The sequence below is a fragment of the Vibrio neonatus genome (genome assembly GCF_024346975.1).
Taxonomy (GTDB): Bacteria; Pseudomonadota; Gammaproteobacteria; order Enterobacterales; family Vibrionaceae; genus Vibrio; species Vibrio neonatus.
Genome location: NZ_AP024885.1, coordinates 2,145,055 through 2,167,460, shown reverse-complemented (window position 1 = coordinate 2,167,460; position 22,406 = coordinate 2,145,055). Strand labels below are relative to the sequence as shown.

The window sequence follows — 22,406 nt, the reverse complement described above, 5'->3', positions numbered from 1 at the left end:
ATTATGCCGTTACAAAGGACCAGGCAGCTGTTTGCTCAGTATCCTTGGATTATCTCACTTATTCTGATTATTGCTTTGGGCGCTTGGCTTTTAGTCGGTGTGCTTGGTGATAAACCATCTAGCGTAACACCCCCTGAATCTTCTTCTGCAAATACCACTAATACTTCAACAAGTAATAAGCAATCTGTGCCACTGGCAAAAGTGGTGGTGTCTCACTTTAAAGCAGAACCCATCGCCAAAAAAATAGATCTGTATGGACGCACTGCGCCCAATCGTGATGTTGAGTTAAGCGCAGAGTTGGCAGGCAAAATTGACCAGTTAAAAGTGCGCAAAGGTGAAGTGGTCAAGCGTGGTCAAATTATTGCGACCATAGATAAAGGGGATCTAGATATCCAGTTGGAGCGCGCTACTGCGCTATTACGGGTAAAACAAAAAGAGCTCAATGCTGCTACTACCTTAAAAAAACGCGGTTTACAGAACGAAGTTGCTTTTACTACCGCAGAAGCTGAATTAGCCAATGCCAAGGCAAGCGTCGCCAACGTGAAATTAGGGCTTAAAAACAGTATTATTCGCGCCCCGTTTGCCGGGGTTATTGATCGTTTACACGTTGAACTCGGTGATTATGTAGCGCGAGGGGATCAAGTAGCGCACCTTATCGATCTTGATAAGTTAGTGATTGAAGCCGACCTTAGTGAGCGTCATATTCAGCAGGTTAAGCAGGGCAGCCGTGCTTACATCACTTTGCTTGGCGGTGAGAAAATTGAAGGCATATTACGTTATGTTTCTCGCAACTCATCAGTGACGACTAATACTTTTCCTATCGAAATAGAAATTGCCAATAAAGCACAGCGACTCCCCTCTGGCGTGAGCGCAGAAGTGGAGCTAAAGCTTGCAACCAAAATGGCCGTCAAGGTAACGCCTGCCATGCTGGCGTTAAATGAAAAGGGTGAGCTAGGGGTGAAAACCCTGCAACAGGATCACATTCGTTTTGTTGGCATCCAAATAGTCAAAGCCGAAAAAGAAGGGGTTTGGCTAAGTGGTTTGGGCGATAGCGTTGATATCGTCACCAAAGGACAAGGTTTTGTGCGCGATGGCGATCCTGTTATCGCCATCAAAGAATAGAGGGTAGAGTATGCTTGCCATTATTGATGCCGCTCTATCTCGTAGCCGCACGGTGCTCACCTTGCTAGTGATGCTGATCATTGCCGGTGTATACACCTATATTACCATCCCCAAAGAATCCAGCCCCGATATCACCATTCCTATTATTTATGTGTCCGTTGGTCATCAAGGTATTTCCCCCCTTGATGCCGAGCGGATGTTAGTGCGCCCAATAGAGCAAGAACTGCGCTCGATTGAGGGCGTGAAAAAGATGACTTCGGTAGCGTCTGAAGGGCATGGCTCGGTCACGTTAGAGTTTGTGGCGGGGAGTGATTTAGACAAAGCCATGACTGATGTGCGCGAAGCGGTGGATTTGGTGAAATCAAAACTGCCAGATGACAGTGACGATCCAACCGTTAATGAAGTCACCTTAGCCAGCGAACAGCCGATTTTATCGGTAGCACTGTACGGCACGGTTCCTGAGCGAACCATAGTGCAAATTGGCCGCCAAATTCAAGATAAGCTAGAGAGCTTCAAGCAAATACTGGAAGTGGATATTGCTGGCGATAGAGAAGACATTGTGGAAGTGATTGTCGATCCTTTGCTGATGGAGAGTTACGGATTAGATCAAGGGGATATCTATAATCTGATTGCTGCCAGTAACCGAGTTGTAGCGGCAGGCTTTGTCGATACAGGCTATGGGCGTTTTTCTGTAAAAGTGCCCTCGGTATTCTCCTCTTTGAAAGATGTACTCGAACTGCCGGTTAAGGTCGATGGTAAGCAAGTGGTCACTTTTGGTGATGTAGCTTCGGTGCGCCGCTCTTTTCGCGACCCAGAAAGCTTTGCGCGCTTAGAAGGGGAAAGCGCAGTTGTTTTAGACGTTAAAAAGCGGGCGGGCGAGAACATTATCCAGTCGGTTGATATTGTCAAAGCAGTATTAGCCGAAGCGCAGAAAATGCCAGATTGGCCAAGTAATCTATTGGTCAAATACACCTATGATGGCTCTAAAGACGTCGATCAGATGTTGACGGATCTGCAAAATAATGTGCTATCAGCCATTATTTTGGTGGTGATCGTCATTATCGCTATTTTAGGCGTGCGCACCGCATTGTTGGTGGGGATATCTATTCCCGGCTCTTTTCTTACCGGCTTATTGGTGCTGTCGGTGTTTGGTTTAACCGTCAATATCGTGGTGCTGTTTTCTTTGATCATGGCCGTTGGCATGTTGGTCGATGGCGCTATTGTGGTGACGGAATTTGCTGACCGAAAAATGCAAGAAGGTGCGCCTCGCAAAGAAGCGTATCGTGACGCCGCCAAACGCATGGCATGGCCGATCACCGCCTCTACAGCGACCACTTTAGCCGCCTTTGCGCCCCTGTTATTTTGGCCTGATACCACAGGCGAGTTTATGAAATACTTGCCGTTAACCTTGATTGCTACTTTGAGTGCATCTTTGGTGATGGCGTTAGTATTTGTACCTGTGTTGGGCAGTTTAATCGGCAAACCTCAATACATGAATACGCACACTCAAACGCGCATGCAGCAGCTACATGACGGAGATTTCTCTAAAGCCACCGGCATGACTAAGCTGTATTTTAATACGCTCTCATTAGCCATTAAGCACCCTATTAAAGTGTTACTGAGCGCGATTTTGTTAGCGGGTGCTGTGGGCGTGGCATACAACAAAGCCGGTCTAGGCGCCGAGTTTTTCCCTGAAGTCGACCCGCCGTATTTTAATATTAAAGTGCGCTCGCATGGCGATCTGTCGATCGTGGAAAAAGATCACATCATGCGCGATATCGAAAAAGAGATTATTGGTCATCCCGAGCTAGAAAGTGTTTATACCCGCACCGGAGGCAAAGATGAGATTGGTACTATTCAGATTACCCCTGTGGATTGGCAAGATCGCCGCTCGGTAAAAGAGATCATCGAGCAACTAAGGCAAAAAACCGATCAATTTGCTGGGGTTGAAATTGAGTATAAATTCCCTGATGCAGGGCCTCCGGTGGAAAACGATCTGGTTATCGAAGTGACCTCTCGCGATCCTAGCGCATTAGATGCAGCTGCCAAACAAATTCGCTTATGGGCAGATGCAAATGAAGCGCTGACCAATGTCAGTGATAATTCCAGTAAAGAAGGCATCGATTGGACAATAGATGTCAATCGCGCTAATGCGGCGCGTTTTGGCGCGGATGCGTCATTGGTCGGAAATACGGTGCAGTTTGTAACTAATGGATTGAAAATAGGTGATTATCTGCCTGATGACACCGATGATGAAGTCGATATTTTGGTGCGCTATCCAGAAGACAAAAGAGATATTGGGCGCTTTGATGAGTTAAGAGTGAAAACGGCGCTAGGGCTTATTCCGATCACTAACTTTGCTCAAGTAAAACCTGAGCCTAAACAAGACACCATTAACCGTTTAGATGGCAAGCGCATAGTGAACGTGGTCGCTGATATGAGGGAAGGCTATAATCTAGCGATTGAGTTGCCTGCTATTTCGCAAGCGCTACAAGCCTTAAATCTGCCAGCTAATATCGAAATTAGCATTAAAGGACAAAACGAAGAGCAGAAAAATTCCTCCAACTTTTTGCAGTCTGCCTTTTTAGCGGCACTGGCGGTAATGGCGCTGATTTTAATTACCCAGTTTAATAGCTTTTATCAGGCGTTTTTAATTCTCAGTGCAGTACTGTTTTCAACGGTAGGGGTGTTTGCCGGACTGCTGATCTTCCAGCGGCCGTTTGGCATTGTCATGTCAGGCATAGGGGTGATTGCGCTAGCTGGGATTGTGGTGAACAACAATATTGTATTGATTGATACCTTTAACCAGTTGCGCAGAAGAGGTTTATCTAAAGAAGAAGCCATTTTACGTACTGGCGTACAGCGTTTGCGTCCGGTCATGTTAACCACTGTAACCACTATCTTGGGCTTAATGCCAATGGTGCTGCAGACCAACGTTGATCTGATTAATCAAAAAATAGAGATAGGCGCACCTAGCACTCAATGGTGGACACAACTGGCGACCGCTATCGCAGGAGGCTTGGCATTTGCCACTGTATTAACCTTAGTGCTCACGCCGTGCTTGCTGATGTTTGGTCGGAAAGTGGTTGAGGAAAAGAGTGTATAAACTGTTCAATACACTCAATAAAGTAAGGGGCGAGTAAATTCGCCCCTTATCTGCCATCTTATTACTTGTTTGACTTTATTATTGGGTTAGCAACACCCTATAGCGTTCTAATTCGCCTAGTCGTTTTTCAGCTAACTGCATAAATGCTTTCTTCTTTTCACCTGTGAGCGATTTAGCTTCGGGCAGTTTTACTGTACGAGGGTTTTTATGTACGTGATTAACCAAGAACTCATAATGTAAGTGAGGCCCAGTCACTCGTCCTGTGCCGCCTAGTGTGCCTATGGTTTGGCCTTGTTTGACTCTCTGACCGCCTTTTACGCGACGCTTTTGTAAGTGCAGATATTTAGTAATGTAGATATTGCTGTGCTTAATAAATACATAATTACCATTAAATTTGTTGTAGCCAGATTTAAGCACAACCCCGTCACCTGCGGCATAAATTGGCGTGCCTACTGGAGCGGCGTAATCCGTGCCTCGGTGTGCTTTTACTTTGCCGGTGACAGGGTGGCGTCGGTTCGGGTTAAAGTTAGACGTTACGCGGCGAAAATCCACCGGAGAGCGAAGAAAGGCTTTTTTCATCGCGCGGCCTTTATCGTCGTAATAATTGCCACTTTTCGGGTCCAGAATTGCCTTAAAGGTTTGTCCTTGGTTGGTAAACTGCGCCGCTAAAATACGTCCATACCCGACAAACTCACCTTCTACAATATTCTCTTCAAACAGCACTTTAAAGTTATCGTTAGGACGAATATCTAACGCAAAATCAATATCCCAGCCAAAGATCCCGGCAATACTCATGATTTGATTAGGAGTGAGCTTGGCGCTAATGGCGGCATTCCAAAAGCTAGAGCTGATATTGGCTTGTGCGTAATTGAGCTGAACATTAATGTCTTTTTTATCTGTGACGGCTTTAAATTTGTCACCACTTTTGACGGCTTTAAATGTTTCGTACGGGCTGATCTTACGTTGCAGTTGAATGAGGTTGTTTTGTTGGTCATAGCCAAACACAAGCTCATCATTGGGACGAAGCCGTGATAACTGCTTATTGATCGCGGGATCACTGGTGACCATGTTGTGCAATAGGCTAGGGGAGAGACCGAGCCGACTAAACAGTACCGAGGCACTTTCTCCGGAGCGAACTTTATGGGTTTCCCAGCGCATGATCACCATCGGCTTTTTCTCCTCAATAGGAGAGAGCGCTTTGGCATTTATTTCTAATGGGTATTGGCGACCAACTTGGTAATTATTTTCTTGTTTGTAAAGTTGACTTGGGTGCGGCAATAAGAATAAAGCCACCACAATGAGGGCACTAAAACCGCAGATTAACGCTTGATGTAAGAAGGGTAGACGATGAAAAATGGTCAGCATATCCCGATTCATTAAATAATCAGTAAAAAATGGTCTTTGATCAGTCTAACTGCTTTCAAAACTAATGGCTATTCAAGTACACTGTCGAGATATATTTTTTCCTGATTTTGTGGGAGCAAACCAATATGGCAAATTTTGAAGCTGCTTTAGCTGAAATTAAGCGCGGCGCAGAAGAGCTAATACCAGAAGCTGAACTGATCGCGAAGCTAAAAGAAGGCCGTCCTTTACGTATTAAACTGGGCGCGGATCCAACAGCACCAGATATCCATCTTGGGCATACTGTTATTCTAAACAAATTGCGCACATTCCAAGACCTTGGACACGATGTTACATTTTTAATCGGTGATTTCACCGGTATGGTTGGTGACCCAACAGGTAAAAATGCGACTCGTCCTCCATTGACTCGTGAAGACGTTCTGCGTAATGCTGAAACATATAAAGAGCAAGTGTTCAAAATTTTGGACCCAGCAAAAACCAAAATTGCATTTAACTCTGAGTGGTTAGGTGAATTGGGCGCGGAAGGTATGTTACGTCTAGCGGCTAACCAAACGGTTGCTCGTATGCTAGAGCGTGATGACTTTAAAAAGCGTTATGCGGGTGGACAACCTATCGCAATTCACGAATTCATGTACCCATTGCTGCAAGGTTATGACTCTGTTGCTATGGAAACAGACGTTGAGCTTGGTGGTACGGATCAGAAGTTCAACCTTTTGATGGGACGCGAACTGCAAAAAGCACACGGTCAAAAACCACAAGCTGTATTGACTATGCCTCTTCTTGTTGGTCTTGATGGCGAGAAGAAAATGTCTAAGTCGGCACACAACTACATTGGTGTGAGCGACGCTCCAAGCGATATGTTCGGTAAGATCATGTCAATCTCTGATGTGCTTATGTGGAGCTACTACGAACTACTTTCTTTCCGTCCTTTGGCTGAAATTGAGCAATTCAAAGCCGACATTGAAAACGGCAAAAACCCACGTGATGTGAAGATCCTGCTTGCTAAGGAAATTATTGCCCGTTTCCATTCACAAGCGGATGCCGATGCAGCTGAGCAAGAGTTCATCAACCGTTTCCAAAAAGGTCAAATCCCAGACGAAATGCCTGAGTTTGAATTTGAAGTGGGTCGCCCTGTAAGCAACCTACTTAAAGAAGCGGGTCTATGTGCTTCATCTTCTGAAGCGATGCGCATGGTTAAGCAAGGCGCAGTTAAAATGGACGGCGAAAAGGTTGCGGATAGCAAACTAGTACCTCAAGTTGGTACTTACGTATTCCAAGTCGGTAAGCGTAAATTTGCTCGACTAACCTTCAAGTAAGCTAACTTGTAAACTTCTGTTAATAGGCGCCTTTTTGGCGCCTATTTTTATTTTAGCAACTTGTGAACACGGTCTGATTTTTGTATATTAGCCGCCACTGGGCACCCCAGTAATTATTGGAGAACTTTATGAACACTACCGACCATCCTCCTAGTATGCAGGGAGAAAAATAGCCACTGTCGGTATGTACGTTTCACGTCTCTACCTCAGCGGTAGAGAGCCTTTCTCCAAGCACTTTGCTAAGTACTTTCTGAATTCTCTTATTCTTTTTTCTCCTGACACTCTAGCCTAAAATTTCACAGAAATAGCTTTGCTGTTCTGCAGTGAACTGTACGTGTAATTTCGATGGTCGTTACCCCATTTGTATCTATTTTTAGCTGTTATTAACGGCAGTAATCATGCTGACGAGCTTGCTTAAAAATAGATGTCGACACAGCTAATCGGGAGATTCGCCATGACGGTAATGAATACAGCTTTAACTCACGATGAAACTCTATTTTCGAGTGAGGAAATTTATGCAGCGACCAATGCATTTTTAAAATACGAAGAAAAACAGCAGATTAAGTTACTGCAAGTCATGCCTATTGAAGAGGCGGTCGCAGTACTGCATCAATGCTCTGTGGCTTTTGTTCAGCATATTATTGCGGAACTGGAAGTGATTGGAGAAGATGTCAGAGCGCGTCATTTTGCCCATCAGCTTGGCTTTATTCGCTCTGAAGCCGAGCCAAACAAAGGCTATTTATCTACGGGCGTACTGGCGCACGTGCAGCAGCGCATTGGCTGGATAATAGGTTTAGCCTTGATGGGAATTGTCTCTGGGCTGATTATTGCCAGCTATGAAGATACCCTTAGTCAGTTGGTTTTATTGGCTATTTATATGCCGGTGATTGCGGCCGCAGGAGGCAATACAGGCACTCAAGCGGCTACCTTAGTGATACGAGCATTAGCAACCGGTGAGCTTAAAAAACGTCAATGGTTATCGGTGCTGTGGAAAGAAAGTCGCGTTGCTTTGTGCATTGGCGTGGTGATCGCGCTAGTGATTGTCGGGCGCATTTTATGGTTCAGTGATGGCATTTCTACAGGAGGCTATGATGTAAACATGATAGCGTTTGCCATCGCGATTGCGCTTTTTATTCAGATTGTATTCTCGACTATTTTAGGTGGCGTACTGCCTATTATTGCCCGAGCTTTTAAGTTAGATCCTGCGGTACTGGTGAGTCCAGTGCTGGCCTCTATTGTGGATATTACTGGGATGTGGGTTTACTTTAGCGTGGTCAATTACTTCTTAGGTATTAGCTGAATTGAAACAGCCAAATTAATGACAGCAAAAGGGGCTAATCATTTAGCCCCTTTTGCTGTTTTAACCTAGTTGTAACCCAGTTTTTAAGTAGCAGGTATTAAGCGCTGTTATTCAGTCACTAGCGAATGATAAAACGCTTTTTCAAAGCGTGTTATAGCGGGTTTAACCCCTTTAATTGCCGGCTCTGGGTGATAGTTACTGACATACTGTACAAAGGTATATTTGATATGCCCTTGTTCGTCATAGGTGTAACCGACCATGTTATGACTGCCAAATAAAGAGCCACTTTTGCCTTTGATATGTCCTTTAATCGGTGCATCTTGCATGCTTGGTCGGTATTTTAATGTACCGTCCATACCGGATGTAGGGAGTAGAGCAATCATATGCAGTTGCTGGTCATGGTTTTTGATAAACTGCATCACTTGCATCATCACTCTTGGCGATATTCGGTTGTTTCTTGAAAGGCCAGAGCCATCTTCTAAAACCGAATTGCCCAAATCAATATTGGCCTGTTTTTTCAGGATCTCACGAATAGCGGAAGTGCCACTATTGAAGCTTCCGTGTTCGCCATAATAATCAGCGCCTAGCTGTTTAGTAATATTGTCCGCATAAAGGTTATTAGATTTGTGCAGCATCAATTGCAGCATGTCATCTAATGGATCTGATTTGTGTTCGGCAACCAATACCGCATCATCACTGGCGGTTTGCAGTTTGATCTTACCTTCCAGTTGAGTGCCTTGCTGAGCAAAGATAGCCGCAATGGTTTTCTTCAAATAAAGGCTAGGTGATTGCACCGCAAATTTTAGTGGCAGTAATTTATCTCTATAGGTTAAACAGCCACTCAGTGTGTAGCTGTTATTGGGCTCAGTGGAGAGGTTTAAATCACAGTAGCTGGTTCGTTTTTCTTCTTTGGTGACTGCTTTTACCGTGGTTTTGACGGTAATAGGTTGATATTGAGGAACAAAAATGGAGGTATTGCCATTTTTAAGTGTTTTTAATGATGCTTGTACGCAGTTACCTTCCAGACTTAATGCTGAAGCAGGCGCTGCATAACACACACCTAATACATCCCAAGGCCAGCCAACACCGCGATCATAGCCATCAAATATCGACCCATCCAGATACAAATCACCACTAATGGTTTTGTTCTTTAAATGACTCAGTAATTGCTCAAGATCTTGACGGGTTAAACTAGGATCGCCAGAAAAGCGCAAGCTGTAATCATTTCCTTGCTTATAAAGCTTGGTAGAAAACTGATACCCGTCTGGCCAGTGCAGTTTAGCCGCGAGTGCGGTGACTAACTTTAAGGTACTGGCGGGAGGTAATAGCTGATCGGCATTGGTGCTTGATTGTACTTCATTCCCTTGCATGACAATGACGCTAGAAAGATGTCCTGTTGGCAGAACATCATAAGGCGTTGAGATTGAAGCTGATGCCGCGAAAGTGACTCCGGCGAGTATTAGGGTGGTGAGCGCGCGCATAGAATCCTTACTGACGGCATTAGGCTGTTTGCAAAACAGTATAAACAAAAACACCCGCCAAAAGGCAGGTGTTTTGTATAATTATAGCAATCTAAGTAAGTATTTGTTGTGGCTAATGGCCTTGCCTAAATAGCATTCATTATTAAGCAGACAATTTTTCGCCGCAACTTATACCAACCTATGCCCTAATGTCTGTCAAACTGGCGCGCTTACAAATAGCGATTACAGGTAGTAACGAACACCAATGTTCCACATATCATTTTCTTTGTATGTGTCGATGTCAGAACCTAGGTCAACTTGGTAGCCGGCAAAGCCAACGAATGTTGGAGTGAAGTTGTATTCAGCTTGGAACGCCATTTGGCTATATACTGTGCCGTCTACGACGCTCTTATCGTTGCTTTCTACCGCTTCGTAGTTAATCGATAGGTTTAAGCTGTTAGCAAATGCATAAGCGGCAATGAATTCAATACCGTTCGAGTCATCTAGAACATCACCGGTGTTTGCGCCAGTGTTGTAGTTAGCTGTGCCGTGCATGTATTCGTTCATAGTGTAAACACCAGCAACGTATAGGCCGTTACCGTATGAACCGTATTTAGCGGAAAGTGCGTGTGAAGTCGCTTCTTCTTTGCTTGCTAAACCGTCAGTACGATCACCTGCGCTGTATGCGTAGCCCAGCATGAAGTCTTGGAAGTTCACACCGACAGTCACTTGACCACGAGAGTCAAAACCAGTCGTTGCATTGTCCTGCCAACCTAGGCCACCGAAGATAGAAAGGTTGTCACCCAGTTCAATATCGTTGCGGTAAGAAAGCATGTTTTCTGCACGGCCTGTACCTAGCGCACCGTGGTTGTCGTATAGGAAGTCATTGGCAAATGCGATTGGCATATCTGCAATACCCGCCACATCATAGTATGGAGACCATTGTGTACCAGCTACAGCACGACCTAAATCATCGTGAGAAACGCCAATGTAGCCTAAACGAGTTGTAAATGAGTTCGCGCCACCATTTAGGTAATTTAGCGACCATTCGCCTTTAGCGTCAGCGGTAAAGCCATTGCCTAGGTCTTGAGTTGCGTTGAAGTTGATACGTGGAGAGTTTGCAATGATGTCAGTAGAACCGCTTTGGTAAGCATTTGTATCTGAATTGTATACATCCCCTGTGTTGCCAAGAGCACTAACAGATACGTGACCACCGATAGAGAAAGTAGAACCATCTTGGTTGTATAATTCAACAGCTGTTGCTTGAGTTCCGAATGCGCCTGCAGCAACGGCTAGAGCAATAATTTTTTTGTTCATTTCTAAGTCCTAGAATGTATTTATCCGATAAAAAAGGTTTGATAAACCTCAACTCCCTAAAACAAACCCCTGATAAATTTCCGCGCTAAGTTATTGTAATTCGCGATATTTTTTATCTATCAAGGTTTGTCATCGAGTTAGGATTCTGACTTAGAAGAAGAATTGGGTGATAGTAAAATGATATAAATTAGTGGAACTTTTAATAGCAAAATAGAGTCTCAAAATTACAGTTTCAATGAAATCAGTAGCTTATTGCCATTGTGCAATCCGATTCATATTATTTGTTTTTACTTTAATTTATATTTATCTAATTGAATCGCTTCGTTTTTTACTTTTTTATTCGTGATATGCATCACACTCCCTATAGTTATTGCTAAATCGAATAAAGATGAAAAAAAACCGATCTTTCTGTACAATTAGCCCATCACTATTCGTTTTTTACTTATTGAGCTTATGCTTGATAGGTTTTTGCTGTCCTAAAATTAGTGGACAAAGAGGTTTGATATGGAAAAAGTGCCAATGACTGTTCGTGGCGAACAGCAACTAAAAACAGAACTAGAAAGACTATTGAAATTGCGTCCGCAAATTTCAGTAGCGATTGCTGAAGCTCGTGAACTGGGTGACCTTAAAGAAAACGCTGAATATCATGCCGCTCGTGAAGAGCAGGGTATTTGTGAAGCGCAGATTCGTGATATCGAATATAAACTGTCAGTAGCTCAAGTGATTGACGTAACTAAAATGGATAACACAGGCAAAGTTATTTTTGGTACTACAGTGACTTTGATCGACGTTGATACAGAAGAAGAGTTTAAATATCAAATCGTTGGTGAAGATGAAGCCGATATCAAATTAGGCCGTATTTCAGTAACGTCACCTATTGCCCGCGGTTTGATTGGTAAAATGGAAGGTGATGATGTGGCTATTAGCACCCCAGGCGGCGTAAAAGATTACGAAATTGACCAAGTAGAGTATATTTAATAGAGATTGGTTAGTGATAGCAAAAAGGCTGCGTAAGCAGCCTTTTTTAGTACGATGAATCGAAACAGCCTACTTACGAGGGATTTCGATTTTACGTTGTTCTGATTGGCGGTATATAACTAGTGTTTTACCAATAGTTTGTACTTTCTCTGCGCCGGTTTCACGAATGATAGCGTCAATAATAAGGTTTTTGGTGTCACGGTCTTCCGAGGCAACTTTAACCTTGATCAATTCATGATGATCCAGTGCAATTTCAATCTCCGCTAGAACAGCCTCAGTAAGTCCATTTGCGCCCATCAACACAACCGGTTTTAGGTCGTGTGCTAAGCCTTTAAGATGCTGCTTTTGTTTGGTGCTTAAGTTCATATCGCGGCCAATTTCTTTTATGTAAGGGTTGAAAAATCCTATTTTAACGTCATATAGGTCTCAAGACTATACTTTATCCATTAAACGGGAATATTAGGCAAATTGCCTACTCCAACCACTTTGGAAGTTGAATGAGTAAACAAAAGCATTCGGCCAGTTCGGGTCGATGGTTGAAAGAGCATTTTGATGATAAATACGCTAACGAAGCGAGAAAAAAAGGCTATCGTTCGCGTGCTTATTTCAAAATGGAAGAAATCCACACTAAAGATAAGCTGTTTAATGCAGGTATGACGGTTGTGGATTTGGGAGCCGCCCCTGGTGGTTGGTCTCAATACGCCGCAAAAATAGTTGGTGACAATGGACAAATAATTGCCTGTGACTTGTTGCCAATGGACCCTATTGCTGGTGTAAGCTTCTTACAGGGTGATTTTAGGGAGGACAGTGTTCTTGAGGCGTTACTAGATCGCATTCAGCCTAACATGGTGGATGTGGTGATGTCCGACATGGCACCTAACATCGCAGGTAACAATTCTGTTGATCAACCAAGGGCAATGTATTTGGTTGAATTAGCTCTTGATATGTGTCGACAAGTTCTAGCTACAAATGGTAGTTTTGTTGTTAAAGTGTTTCAGGGCGAAGGTTTTGACCAGTACGTAAAAGATGTACGTGATATGTTCAAAACTGTAAAAGTTCGAAAACCTGACTCTTCTCGAGCTCGTTCTCGTGAAGTGTTTATTGTAGCAACCGGTTACAAAGGCTAGTCTAACTTCTAGCTTGAGAAAGAGTTACATTCTGGCTACAGCACCTAAACTGTAGTAATCTACTTTTAATTACAATTAGTTATCGAGAGGCTTACACCTTGAGTGACATGGCAAAAAATCTAATTCTGTGGCTAGTGATAGCTGTAGTGCTAATGTCCGTTTTCCAGAGCTTTGGCCCAGGAGACAGTGACGGGAAATCAGTGGATTACACCACTTTTGTACAGGAAGTTGGCCAAGGCCAGATTCGTGAAGCTAAAATTAACGATAAAGAAATCGTTTTTTATCGCAGCGATAACTCACGTAACGTGACTTATATGCCTGTGTATGACAGCAAGCTTCTTGATGACTTGATCAATAAAAACGTGAAAGTGTCAGGTACACCACCAGAAGAGCAAAGCCTTCTTGGTACTATCTTCATTTCATGGTTCCCAATGATTCTGCTGATTGGTGTGTGGATATTCTTCATGCGTCAAATGCAAGGCGGTGGCGGTAAAGGCGCAATGTCTTTCGGTAAATCAAAAGCTCGTATGATGAGTGAAGAGCAAATCAAAACGCTTTTCTCTGATGTTGCGGGTTGTGATGAAGCTAAAGAAGACGTTAAAGAGCTGGTTGATTACCTACGTGACCCAAGCCGATTCCAAAAATTGGGTGGTAAGATCCCAACAGGCGTATTGTTGGTCGGTCCTCCGGGTACAGGTAAAACATTGCTTGCTAAGGCGATTGCCGGTGAAGCAAAAGTACCATTCTTTACTATTTCAGGTTCTGACTTTGTTGAAATGTTCGTTGGTGTGGGTGCATCTCGTGTACGTGACATGTTCGAACAAGCGAAGAAAGCCGCTCCTTGTATCATCTTTATCGATGAAATCGATGCTGTAGGTCGCCAACGTGGCGCAGGTGTAGGTGGTGGTCATGATGAGCGTGAGCAAACCTTGAACCAAATGTTGGTAGAGATGGATGGTTTTGAAGGTAACGAAGGTATTATCGTCGTTGCTGCAACTAACCGTCCAGACGTACTTGACCCTGCATTGCTACGTCCAGGTCGTTTCGACCGTCAGGTTGTCGTAGGACTTCCAGATGTACGTGGTCGTGAACAGATTCTTAAAGTTCATATGCGTAAAGTGCCGCTAGCCAGTGACGTTGAACCTTCACTTATCGCTCGTGGTACACCAGGTTTCTCTGGTGCAGACCTAGCGAACCTTGTTAACGAAGCAGCATTGTTTGCCGCGCGCGGTAACAAGCGCAACGTTTCAATGGTTGAGTTTGAACAAGCGAAAGACAAGATCATGATGGGTGCAGAGCGCCGCTCTATGGTAATGACCGACGACATTAAAGAGTCAACGGCATACCACGAAGCAGGCCACGCAATCATTGGTCGCTTGGTTCCTGAGCACGATCCTGTGTACAAGGTTTCGATTATTCCACGTGGCCGTGCGCTAGGTGTGACTATGTACTTACCTGAACAAGATCGCGTGAGCATGAACCGTCGTCATCTAGAGTCGATGATTTCAAGCCTATACGGTGGTCGTCTTGCTGAAGAGCTAATCTACGGTAAAGAACGCGTATCAACAGGTGCTTCAAACGATATCGAACGTGCAACTGATATTGCTCGTAAAATGGTTACTCAGTGGGGCTTCTCTGAAAAACTGGGTCCTCTTCTTTATGCTGAAGAAGAAGGTGAAGTTTTCTTAGGCCGTAGCGTAACTCAGACTAAACACATGTCTGATGATACCGCTAAGCTTATCGATGATGAGATTCGTCAAATCATTGACCGCAACTACGCTCGTGCTCGCCAAATTCTAGAAGAGAATATGGATATCATGCATTCGATGAAAGATGCTCTGATGAAGTACGAAACTATAGATGCGGGTCAGATTGACGACCTAATGGAACGCCGAACTGATATTCGTGAGCCAGCCGGTTGGGGTGAACAACCTACCGCTGCTGTTAAAGAAGAGCCAAAGGCCGAAGCGCAAGCTAAGCCAGAACAGGCTGAAGAATCTAAAACAGAGCCAACTGAAAAAGACTCAGAATAAGCATTTAGCTAATTAAACCCCGAGACTTCTCGGGGTTTTTCTGTTTTAGCCCCTTCACAAAATCGTGTTAAATTTCAAACCTTGTTAGTGCCATGATTCTTAGTAACGGAAACAAACAACTCAACCTTGCCACACCTCAAGTGATGGGCATACTCAATGTCACTCCAGACTCTTTTTCTGACGGTGGCAAATACAATCAAATCGAAGACGCTCTTACCCAAGCTAGAAAAATGATCGCCGCAGGTGCTAGCATTATCGATATTGGTGGTGAATCAACTCGTCCCAACGCTCCAGAAGTGTCCCTTGCGCAAGAGTTGCAACGTGTTATCCCAGTGATTAAAGCGTTACGAGCAGAATCGGATGTGTGGATATCCATTGATACCAGCAAAGCGGAAGTAATGCTGCAAGCCGCTGATGCTGGCGCTGATTTGATTAATGATGTTAGAGCACTGCAAGAGCCGGGAGCGTTAGAGGCTGCCGCCAAATCTGGTTTGCCGATTTGCTTAATGCATATGCAGGGGCAACCCAAAACCATGCAGCTTAATCCCCAATATGATGATTTACTTTCTGAAGTGTCTCAGTTTTTAGATGAGCGTATTTTGGCATGTGAAAAAGTGGGCATAAGTCGTGACAAATTGATCCTTGATCCAGGATTTGGGTTTGGTAAAACTTTACAGAATAACTACCATCTATTAGAGCGACTTCACGAGTTTCACCGCTTTAATATGCCAATATTGGCGGGGATGTCTAGAAAGTCTATGGTATTTAAACTGCTAGATAAAGCACCAGCAGATTGTGTGTCTGGCAGTGTCGCGTGCGCGGTTATTGCAGCACAAAAAGGCGCGCAAATTATTAGAGTTCACGATGTCGCAGAAACGGTTGATGCCGTGCGCGTGGTAAACTTTATGAATTCATTAAAATAATAACTAGGAATGAACAATGTCTAAAAGACGTTATTTTGGTACTGATGGTATTCGCGGAAAAGTTGGGCAATACCCAATCACTCCTGATTTTGTATTAAAACTGGGCTGGGCTGCTGGCCGCGTGCTAGCAAAACAAGGCACGAAAAAAGTCATTATTGGTAAAGATACGCGCATCTCTGGTTACATGCTTGAATCTGCTCTTGAAGCGGGTTTAGCGGCCGCAGGTCTTAAAGCGACCTTGACTGGCCCAATGCCAACCCCTGCCGTGGCATATTTAACGCAGACTTTCCGCGCTGAAGCCGGCATCGTAATTTCCGCTTCGCATAACCCATACTATGACAACGGTATTAAGTTCTTCTCATCAGAAGGCACAAAACTTCCTGATGATATCGAGCTTGCTATTGAAGCTGAGCTGGATAAAGACATCGAGTGTGTTGAGTCTGCATTGCTTGGTAAAGCGGCGCGCATGACAGATGCCGCGGGTCGTTATATCGAATTTTGTAAAAGTACTTTCCCAAGTGCAGCAAACCTCTCTAGCTTAAAGATCGTGGTGGATTGTGCACATGGCGCCACCTATCACATCGCTCCTAATGTATTTAAAGAGCTAGGCGCTGAGCTTGTATTGATGGGCTGTGAGCCAAACGGTCTTAACATCAACGAAGAAGTTGGTGCTACTGATGTTCGCGCACTACAAGCTAAAGTGGTTGAAGAGAAAGCGGATCTTGGTCTGGCTTTTGATGGTGACGGTGACCGCATCATTATGGTCGATCACAAAGGCAATAAAGTGGATGGCGACCAAATCGCTTACATCATTGCTCGTGATGCACTGCGTCGCGGTGAGCTAAAAGGTGGTGTAGTGGGAACACTAATGACTAACCTTGGTATGGAAAATGGTCTTAAGCAATTAGGCATTCCATTCTCTCGCGCAGCAGTCGGCGACCGTTATGTCATGGAGCAGTTGAAAGAAAAAGGCTGGAGCATTGGCGCTGAAAACTCAGGCCACGTTATTCTATTAGATAAAGTGACTACTGGTGATGCAATTGTAGCAGCACTGCAAGTATTGGCTTCTATTGTAGATAGCGGAATGAACTTGTTTGACTTGTCACAAGGCATGACTCTTTACCCGCAAGAGCTTGTCAACGTACGTTTCTCTGGTGAATCAGATCCAATGCAACTTGAAGTGGTGCTAGATTCAGTCGCACAAGCTGAGCAAGAGCTAGGTGACAAAGGTCGAGTATTACTGCGTAAGTCAGGTACTGAGCCATTGATTCGAGTTATGGTGGAAGGTGAAGATGGTGAGCTTGTATTAAACCTTGCTAACCGTATTGCTGATACTGTTCGCGAAAATTGCTAATATTAAATCTTAAATAAAAAAACGGCCATCAGATGATGGCCGTTTTTTTATGTTTTTTGTATTCGCAGAGGCGATTACTTCAACATACCTTCGTTTGCGTTTTCACGGATATGACGAAGAATGTTTTTAACGCCGCGAGCACTAGAGCCAACAATGTTGCCAGACTTCATGTAATCAGTACCGCCAGCAAAGTCAGTAAGAATCACGCCAGCTTCACGAGCGATAAGGTCGCCAGCAGCAAGATCCCAAGGCTTAAGGCCAAGTTCAAAGTAACCATCAACACGGTTAGCTGCAAGGTAACATAGGTCAAGAGCAGGAGAACCGGTGCGACGGAAGTCAGCTACTTCGGTAAATAGAGAGCTCATGATTTTAAAGTAAGATTCAGAGTGTTGTTTTTGCTTGAATGGGAAGCCAGTAGCAAGCACAGTACCTTGAAGATCTTTAAGTTGTTTTACGCGGATGCGAGAGTTGTTTAGCTGAGCGCCAGCACCGCGTTGTGCAGTGAATAGCTCGTTAAGCATTGGGTCATAAACACAAGCAACTTCTGTTTTACCATTGATGCGAACAGCAATAGATACAGCGAAGTGTGGGATACCCTTAACGAAGTTATTGGTGCCATCCAGTGGGTCAATGATCCATTGAACTGCGTCATCTTTACCAGTAGTCAAACCAGACTCTTCAGCAACAATGCTGTGGTCAGGGTAAGAAGACTTGATGGTATCGATAATCACATGTTCTGCGTCTTTATTGATGTTAGTCATAAAGTCATTTTCGCCTTTTAGCGAGACTTCAATCTTGTCAGCAGTTTCTAGAGATTTCGCAATATGATTGCCAGCTTTTCGCGCAGCGCGAATAGCGATATTTAGCATAGGATGCATAGTTATACCCAACGGATGTTAAAGAACGAAAGCGGTGCGGAGTATAAGCAAGTTCTTGGCAAAAGGGAAGTGGTTATTTTTTGTTCGTGTGTTTTTTTTGCGCCACTATGGGTATGTGATAACATGCTTCGGTTCTAATAAACAGAGGTAAGCTTGATGTTACAAAACGTCAAAGTGGTGTTGGTGGGAACCTCTCACCCAGGAAATATCGGCTCAGCAGCAAGAGCAATGAAAGTGATGGGACTCAAGCAACTGGTGTTGGTTGATCCTCAATGTGAAATAGACGATCAAACCATGGCGTTAGCCGCCGGCGCGGATGATGTGGTGAACAATGCTCAGATCTTTTCCACTATGCAAGAAGCTGTCGCAGACTGCGCCCTTGTCGTAGGTTCTAGTGCGCGTTCTCGTACCTTAAACTGGCCTATGCTTGAACCGCGTGAGTGTGGTGTTAAGTTTGTACAAGAAGGAACTTATTCACAAGTTGCATTAGTGTTTGGCCGTGAAAGAACGGGCCTGACGAACGATGAATTACAGCTTTGCCAATACCATGTCGCAATCCCTGCTAACCCAGAGTACAGCTCATTAAACTTAGCAATGGCGGTGCAAACCCTTTGTTATGAAGTGCGTATGGCCTTTCTTGAAAGTGACAAAGCTCAGTACCCAGAGAGTGAGCCTGCTGTTTATTCAAGACACAATGAGCTAGAAATGTTCTATCAACACCTTGAAAATGTCCTTGTTGATACCCAGTTTATTGAAAAGGATAAACCAAATCAGGTAATGAGTAAGCTGAGAAGACTGTTTAGTCGTGCTCGTCCTGAAGCCCAAGAAATCAACATTTTACGTGGCGTACTGACCGCAGTACAAAAGGAAATATCGCACAAAAAATAACCGCATTAAGTTTGGGGATAAATACTTGAGTAAATTGGTCAAATAAATACTTGACCGTTTTTGTCGGGTATGGGAGACTTTCCCTATCAAACGTAATCGGAAAGAGTGTGATATGAAGCTTACATCGAAAGGAAGATATGCCGTAACCGCCATGCTTGATGTAGCATTGCATTCTCAGTGTGGCCCAGTACCACTGGCCGATATATCGGAGCGCCAAGGTATATCTCTCTCTTATTTGGAGCAGTTGTTTTCAAAGCTGCGTAAAGCAGGTTTAGTAGCAAGTGTTCGAGGTCCTGGTGGCGGTTATAATTTGGGCAAAGAAGCGCAATTTATCGCTATTGGCACTATTATCTCAGCGGTTGATGAGTCTGTAGAAGCGACTCGTTGTAACGGTAAAGCTAGTTGTCAGGGAGGCGTACGTTGTCTTACTCATACCCTGTGGCGAGATTTGAGTTCTCGAATTAGCGATTTTTTAAACAACATCACCTTAGGTGAGTTGATGCAAGATAATGAAGTTTTAGAAATTTCAGGTCGCCAAGACATGGATTTAGCGTCAAATCATGGATTTAGCTCTAGATCAATTGCAGAAGCCATCGGCATCAATGTCCGCTCATAGAGCAAACAGTTTTACTTGGAGTAAATAATGAAACTGCCAATTTATTTAGACTACTCAGCAACTTGCCCAGTCGATGAACGTGTTGCGAAGAAGATGTTCCAGCATATGACGATGGATGGTAACTTCGGTAACCCTGCCTCTCGTTCACATCGATATGGATGGCAAGCAGAAGAAGCGGTCGACACGGCGCGTGAGAATATCGCAGATTTATTGAATGCAGATCCTCGTGAAATCGTATTTACATCTGGTGCAACCGAGTCTGATAACCTTGCGATTAAAGGTGCTGCGCATTTCTATTCTAAGAAAGGCAAGCACATTATTACTTGTAAAACAGAACATAAAGCAGTTTTAGATACATGCCGCCAATTAGAGCGTGAAGGCTTTGAGGTGACTTACCTGCAGCCAGAACCTAATGGCCTAATTGATCTAAACAAGCTAAAAGATGCCATTCGCGAAGACACCATTCTTGTTTCTATCATGCATGTAAACAACGAAATTGGCGTTATTCAAGACATCACTTCAATTGGTGAAATGTGTCGCGAACGCAAAATTACTTTCCACGTAGATGCCGCGCAATCAGCGGGTAAACTGCCTATCGACGTTCAAGAAATGAAAGTGGATCTTATCTCTCTTTCAGCACATAAAGTCTACGGTCCGAAAGGGATTGGCGCACTTTATGTTCGTCGTAAACCACGTATTCGCCTAGAAGCGCAAATGCACGGTGGCGGTCATGAGCGTGGTTTCCGTTCTGGCACATTACCGACTCATCAAATTGTCGGTATGGGTGAAGCATTCCGTATCGCTAAGCTAGAAATGGAACAAGATTACCAACACGCACTAACGCTACGTAACCGTTTGATGGATAAAATCAAAGGTCTTGAAGCCGTGACTGTGAATGGTGATCTTGAGCAACGTGTACCAAACAACTTGAACGTAAGCTTTGCTTTTGTTGAAGGTGAGTCTCTGCTTATGTCATTAAAAGACTTAGCGGTTTCTTCAGGTTCTGCATGTACTTCGGCAAGCCTTGAACCTTCATACGTACTTCGTGCTTTAGGTTTAAATGACGAACTTGCACACAGTTCTGTACGCTTCTCCTTTGGTCGTTACACCACTGAAGAAGAAATCGACCACGCTGCTGAGCAGATTTGCACAGCGGTAACTAAATTACGCGACATATCTCCACTTTGGGATATGTACAAGGAAGGCATTGATTTGGACACTGTAGAGTGGGCACATCACTAATTCCAAGGAAGTAGAGGATTAGAGGACAATATTATGGCTTACAGTGAAAAAGTAATAGACCACTACGAAAACCCACGCAACGTTGGTTCTTTTGATAAAGAAGATCCAAACGTAGGTAGCGGTATGGTAGGTGCACCCGCGTGTGGTGACGTAATGAAACTGCAGATCAAAGTGACCCCAGAGGGCATTATTGAAGATGCAAAATTCAAAACTTACGGTTGTGGTAGTGCCATTGCTTCAAGTTCACTTGTTACTGAGTGGGTAAAAGGCAAAACGGTAGACGAAGCGGCTGCAATTAAAAACTCTGAAATTGCTGACGAGTTAGAGCTGCCACCTGTTAAGGTGCACTGTTCTATCCTTGCAGAAGATGCGATTAAAGCAGCAGTATCAGATTACAAGAAAAAACATCAAGAGTAATAATTAGAGGGGGAGTTCCCCCTCATTGGCAATAAAGGTTGTAGTATGGCCATCACAATGACAGAAACTGCGGCAGAGCGCGTTAGAGCTTTTCTAGACAGCCGAGGCAAAGGTTTCGGCTTACGTTTAGGTATAAAGACTACCGGCTGTTCAGGTATGGCGTATGTGCTTGAATTCGTAGACGAAGTAAACGAAGAAGACAGTGTCTTCGATCACGAAGGCGTGAAAGTTGTAATCGATGCCAAGAGCCTTGTATACCTTGATGGTACAGAGTTAGATTACGTAAAAGAAGGTCTTAACGAAGGATTTGAATTCAACAATCCAAACGCTAAGAGTGAATGTGGTTGCGGCGAGAGCTTCAACGTTTAACTAGCGAGTTAAGGCTTGGGCTCGTCATTAGATGGGCCCTCTCTCTTTAAGATATCGAGAGTCTCATTATGAACCACTTCGAACTATTTGGGCTACCGACACAATTTACAGTGGATGGTGGCCTTCTTTCTTCTCAATTTAGAGAATTACAGCGTCGTTTTCATCCCGATAAATTTGCTACCGCTTCCGAACGAGATCGACTCATGGCCGTTCAGAAAGCAGCGACCATCAATGACGCTTATCAAACCCTAAAAAGCCCCATCTCTCGCGCAGAATATATCTTGGCCGAAAACCAACATGATATTCGTGCCGAGCAACAAACCATGCAAGACCCTCTATTTTTAATGCAACAAATGGAATTAAGGGAAGAGCTTGAAGAGATCGGTGACAGTGATAGCGCTGAAGATCGGTTGTTTGATTTTGCAGAGAAAGTCTCCAAAATGCACAAACAGCAATTGCAGGTTGTTGAGCAGCAATTGAATAATGAAGATTGGGTTGCAGCTGCAGATAGCGTAAGAAAGCTCAAGTTTATCGCTAAATTATTAGTAGAAATCGAACGATTAGAAGAAAGACTACTCGGTTAGTCGTACAAATTATA

The 22,406-nt window shown here is 44.0% G+C and carries 20 protein-coding genes; 15 read left to right on the top strand and 5 right to left on the bottom strand.

Translation table 11 applies throughout. The features are described from left to right. The first annotated feature begins 3 nt into the window (after positions 1-3). Complete coding sequence (locus tag OCU38_RS10030; RefSeq protein WP_261822968.1) at positions 4-1,122, top strand: efflux RND transporter periplasmic adaptor subunit; 1,119 nt, start codon at positions 4-6, stop codon at positions 1,120-1,122. A gap of 10 nt (positions 1,123-1,132) precedes the next feature. Continuing rightward, the gene (locus OCU38_RS10025) at positions 1,133-4,228 is read left to right on the top strand and encodes an efflux RND transporter permease subunit (protein WP_261822967.1); all 3,096 of its coding nucleotides are present in this window, start codon (positions 1,133-1,135) and stop codon (positions 4,226-4,228) included. A gap of 78 nt (positions 4,229-4,306) precedes the next feature. Here the strand turns inward: OCU38_RS10025 and OCU38_RS10020 are convergent, their stop codons facing one another. Continuing rightward, positions 4,307-5,593: a peptidoglycan DD-metalloendopeptidase family protein gene (locus OCU38_RS10020; protein WP_152819487.1), complete on the bottom strand. Its 1,287-nt coding sequence runs from the start codon at positions 5,591-5,593 to the stop codon at positions 4,307-4,309. 125 nt (positions 5,594-5,718) lie between these two features. Between OCU38_RS10020 and tyrS the strand changes: the two genes are divergently transcribed. Then, on the top strand, positions 5,719-6,906 hold the full coding sequence (gene tyrS / locus OCU38_RS10015) for a tyrosine--tRNA ligase (RefSeq protein WP_152819488.1): 1,188 nt from the start codon (positions 5,719-5,721) through the stop codon (positions 6,904-6,906). Positions 6,907-7,360: 454 nt separating this feature from the next. Continuing rightward, the gene (locus OCU38_RS10010) at positions 7,361-8,206 is read left to right on the top strand and encodes a magnesium transporter (RefSeq protein WP_152819489.1); all 846 of its coding nucleotides are present in this window, start codon (positions 7,361-7,363) and stop codon (positions 8,204-8,206) included. A gap of 107 nt (positions 8,207-8,313) precedes the next feature. Here OCU38_RS10010 and dacB read toward each other — a convergent pair whose 3' ends face one another. Continuing rightward, positions 8,314-9,687, bottom strand: coding sequence for a serine-type D-Ala-D-Ala carboxypeptidase (gene dacB / locus OCU38_RS10005; protein ID WP_261822966.1), 1,374 nt, complete (start codon positions 9,685-9,687; stop codon positions 8,314-8,316). Positions 9,688-9,909: 222 nt separating this feature from the next. Beyond that, entirely contained in the window at positions 9,910-10,983 is a 1,074-nt protein-coding gene (locus OCU38_RS10000; RefSeq protein WP_152819491.1) for a porin, read from the bottom strand. Positions 10,984-11,487: 504 nt separating this feature from the next. Here OCU38_RS10000 and greA point away from each other — a divergent pair. Then, the gene (gene greA, locus OCU38_RS09995) at positions 11,488-11,961 is read left to right on the top strand and encodes a transcription elongation factor GreA (RefSeq protein WP_023405312.1); all 474 of its coding nucleotides are present in this window, start codon (positions 11,488-11,490) and stop codon (positions 11,959-11,961) included. Between the two features lie 69 nt (positions 11,962-12,030). Here the strand turns inward: greA and yhbY are convergent, their stop codons facing one another. Further along, positions 12,031-12,327, bottom strand: coding sequence for a ribosome assembly RNA-binding protein YhbY (gene yhbY / locus OCU38_RS09990; protein WP_023405313.1), 297 nt, complete (start codon positions 12,325-12,327; stop codon positions 12,031-12,033). Positions 12,328-12,458: 131 nt separating this feature from the next. Between yhbY and rlmE the strand changes: the two genes are divergently transcribed. The 4 genes from rlmE to glmM all read left to right on the top strand — a co-directional run bounded on the left by rlmE (position 12,459) and on the right by glmM (position 17,398). Continuing rightward, a complete protein-coding gene (gene rlmE / locus OCU38_RS09985; RefSeq protein WP_152819492.1) occupies positions 12,459-13,088 on the top strand; it encodes a 23S rRNA (uridine(2552)-2'-O)-methyltransferase RlmE in 630 nt (209 codons plus the stop codon). 107 nt (positions 13,089-13,195) lie between these two features. Beyond that, positions 13,196-15,121: an ATP-dependent zinc metalloprotease FtsH gene (gene ftsH, locus OCU38_RS09980; RefSeq protein WP_152819493.1), complete on the top strand. Its 1,926-nt coding sequence runs from the start codon at positions 13,196-13,198 to the stop codon at positions 15,119-15,121. Positions 15,122-15,213: 92 nt separating this feature from the next. After that, a complete protein-coding gene (gene folP, locus OCU38_RS09975; RefSeq protein ID WP_261822965.1) occupies positions 15,214-16,044 on the top strand; it encodes a dihydropteroate synthase in 831 nt (276 codons plus the stop codon). Between the two features lie 16 nt (positions 16,045-16,060). Beyond that, positions 16,061-17,398, top strand: coding sequence for a phosphoglucosamine mutase (gene glmM / locus OCU38_RS09970; RefSeq protein ID WP_261822964.1), 1,338 nt, complete (start codon positions 16,061-16,063; stop codon positions 17,396-17,398). Between the two features lie 74 nt (positions 17,399-17,472). On the opposite strand, the gene suhB is transcribed toward glmM, so the two are convergent. Then, positions 17,473-18,276 carry an inositol-1-monophosphatase gene (suhB, locus tag OCU38_RS09965; protein WP_261822963.1) on the bottom strand — a complete coding sequence of 268 codons (804 nt, stop codon included), beginning with the start codon at positions 18,274-18,276 and terminating at the stop codon, positions 17,473-17,475. Between the two features lie 156 nt (positions 18,277-18,432). Between suhB and trmJ the strand changes: the two genes are divergently transcribed. The 6 genes from trmJ to hscB all read left to right on the top strand — a co-directional run bounded on the left by trmJ (position 18,433) and on the right by hscB (position 22,392). After that, positions 18,433-19,164: a tRNA (cytosine(32)/uridine(32)-2'-O)-methyltransferase TrmJ gene (trmJ, locus tag OCU38_RS09960; protein ID WP_261822962.1), complete on the top strand. Its 732-nt coding sequence runs from the start codon at positions 18,433-18,435 to the stop codon at positions 19,162-19,164. A 112-nt stretch (positions 19,165-19,276) separates the two neighbouring features. Continuing rightward, positions 19,277-19,780, top strand: a complete 504-nt coding sequence (gene iscR, locus OCU38_RS09955; RefSeq protein WP_023405582.1) for a Fe-S cluster assembly transcriptional regulator IscR — start codon at positions 19,277-19,279, stop codon at positions 19,778-19,780. Positions 19,781-19,807: 27 nt separating this feature from the next. After that, positions 19,808-21,022 (top strand): IscS subfamily cysteine desulfurase, encoded by a 1,215-nt coding sequence (locus tag OCU38_RS09950; RefSeq protein WP_261822961.1) that lies wholly within the window; start codon positions 19,808-19,810, stop codon positions 21,020-21,022. 33 nt (positions 21,023-21,055) lie between these two features. Beyond that, complete coding sequence (gene iscU / locus OCU38_RS09945) at positions 21,056-21,439, top strand: Fe-S cluster assembly scaffold IscU (RefSeq protein ID WP_023405584.1); 384 nt, start codon at positions 21,056-21,058, stop codon at positions 21,437-21,439. 45 nt (positions 21,440-21,484) lie between these two features. Continuing rightward, a complete protein-coding gene (iscA, locus tag OCU38_RS09940; protein WP_261822960.1) occupies positions 21,485-21,808 on the top strand; it encodes an iron-sulfur cluster assembly protein IscA in 324 nt (107 codons plus the stop codon). 68 nt (positions 21,809-21,876) lie between these two features. Further along, positions 21,877-22,392 (top strand): co-chaperone HscB, encoded by a 516-nt coding sequence (gene hscB / locus OCU38_RS09935; RefSeq protein ID WP_261822959.1) that lies wholly within the window; start codon positions 21,877-21,879, stop codon positions 22,390-22,392. Positions 22,393-22,406: the final 14 nt, after the last annotated feature.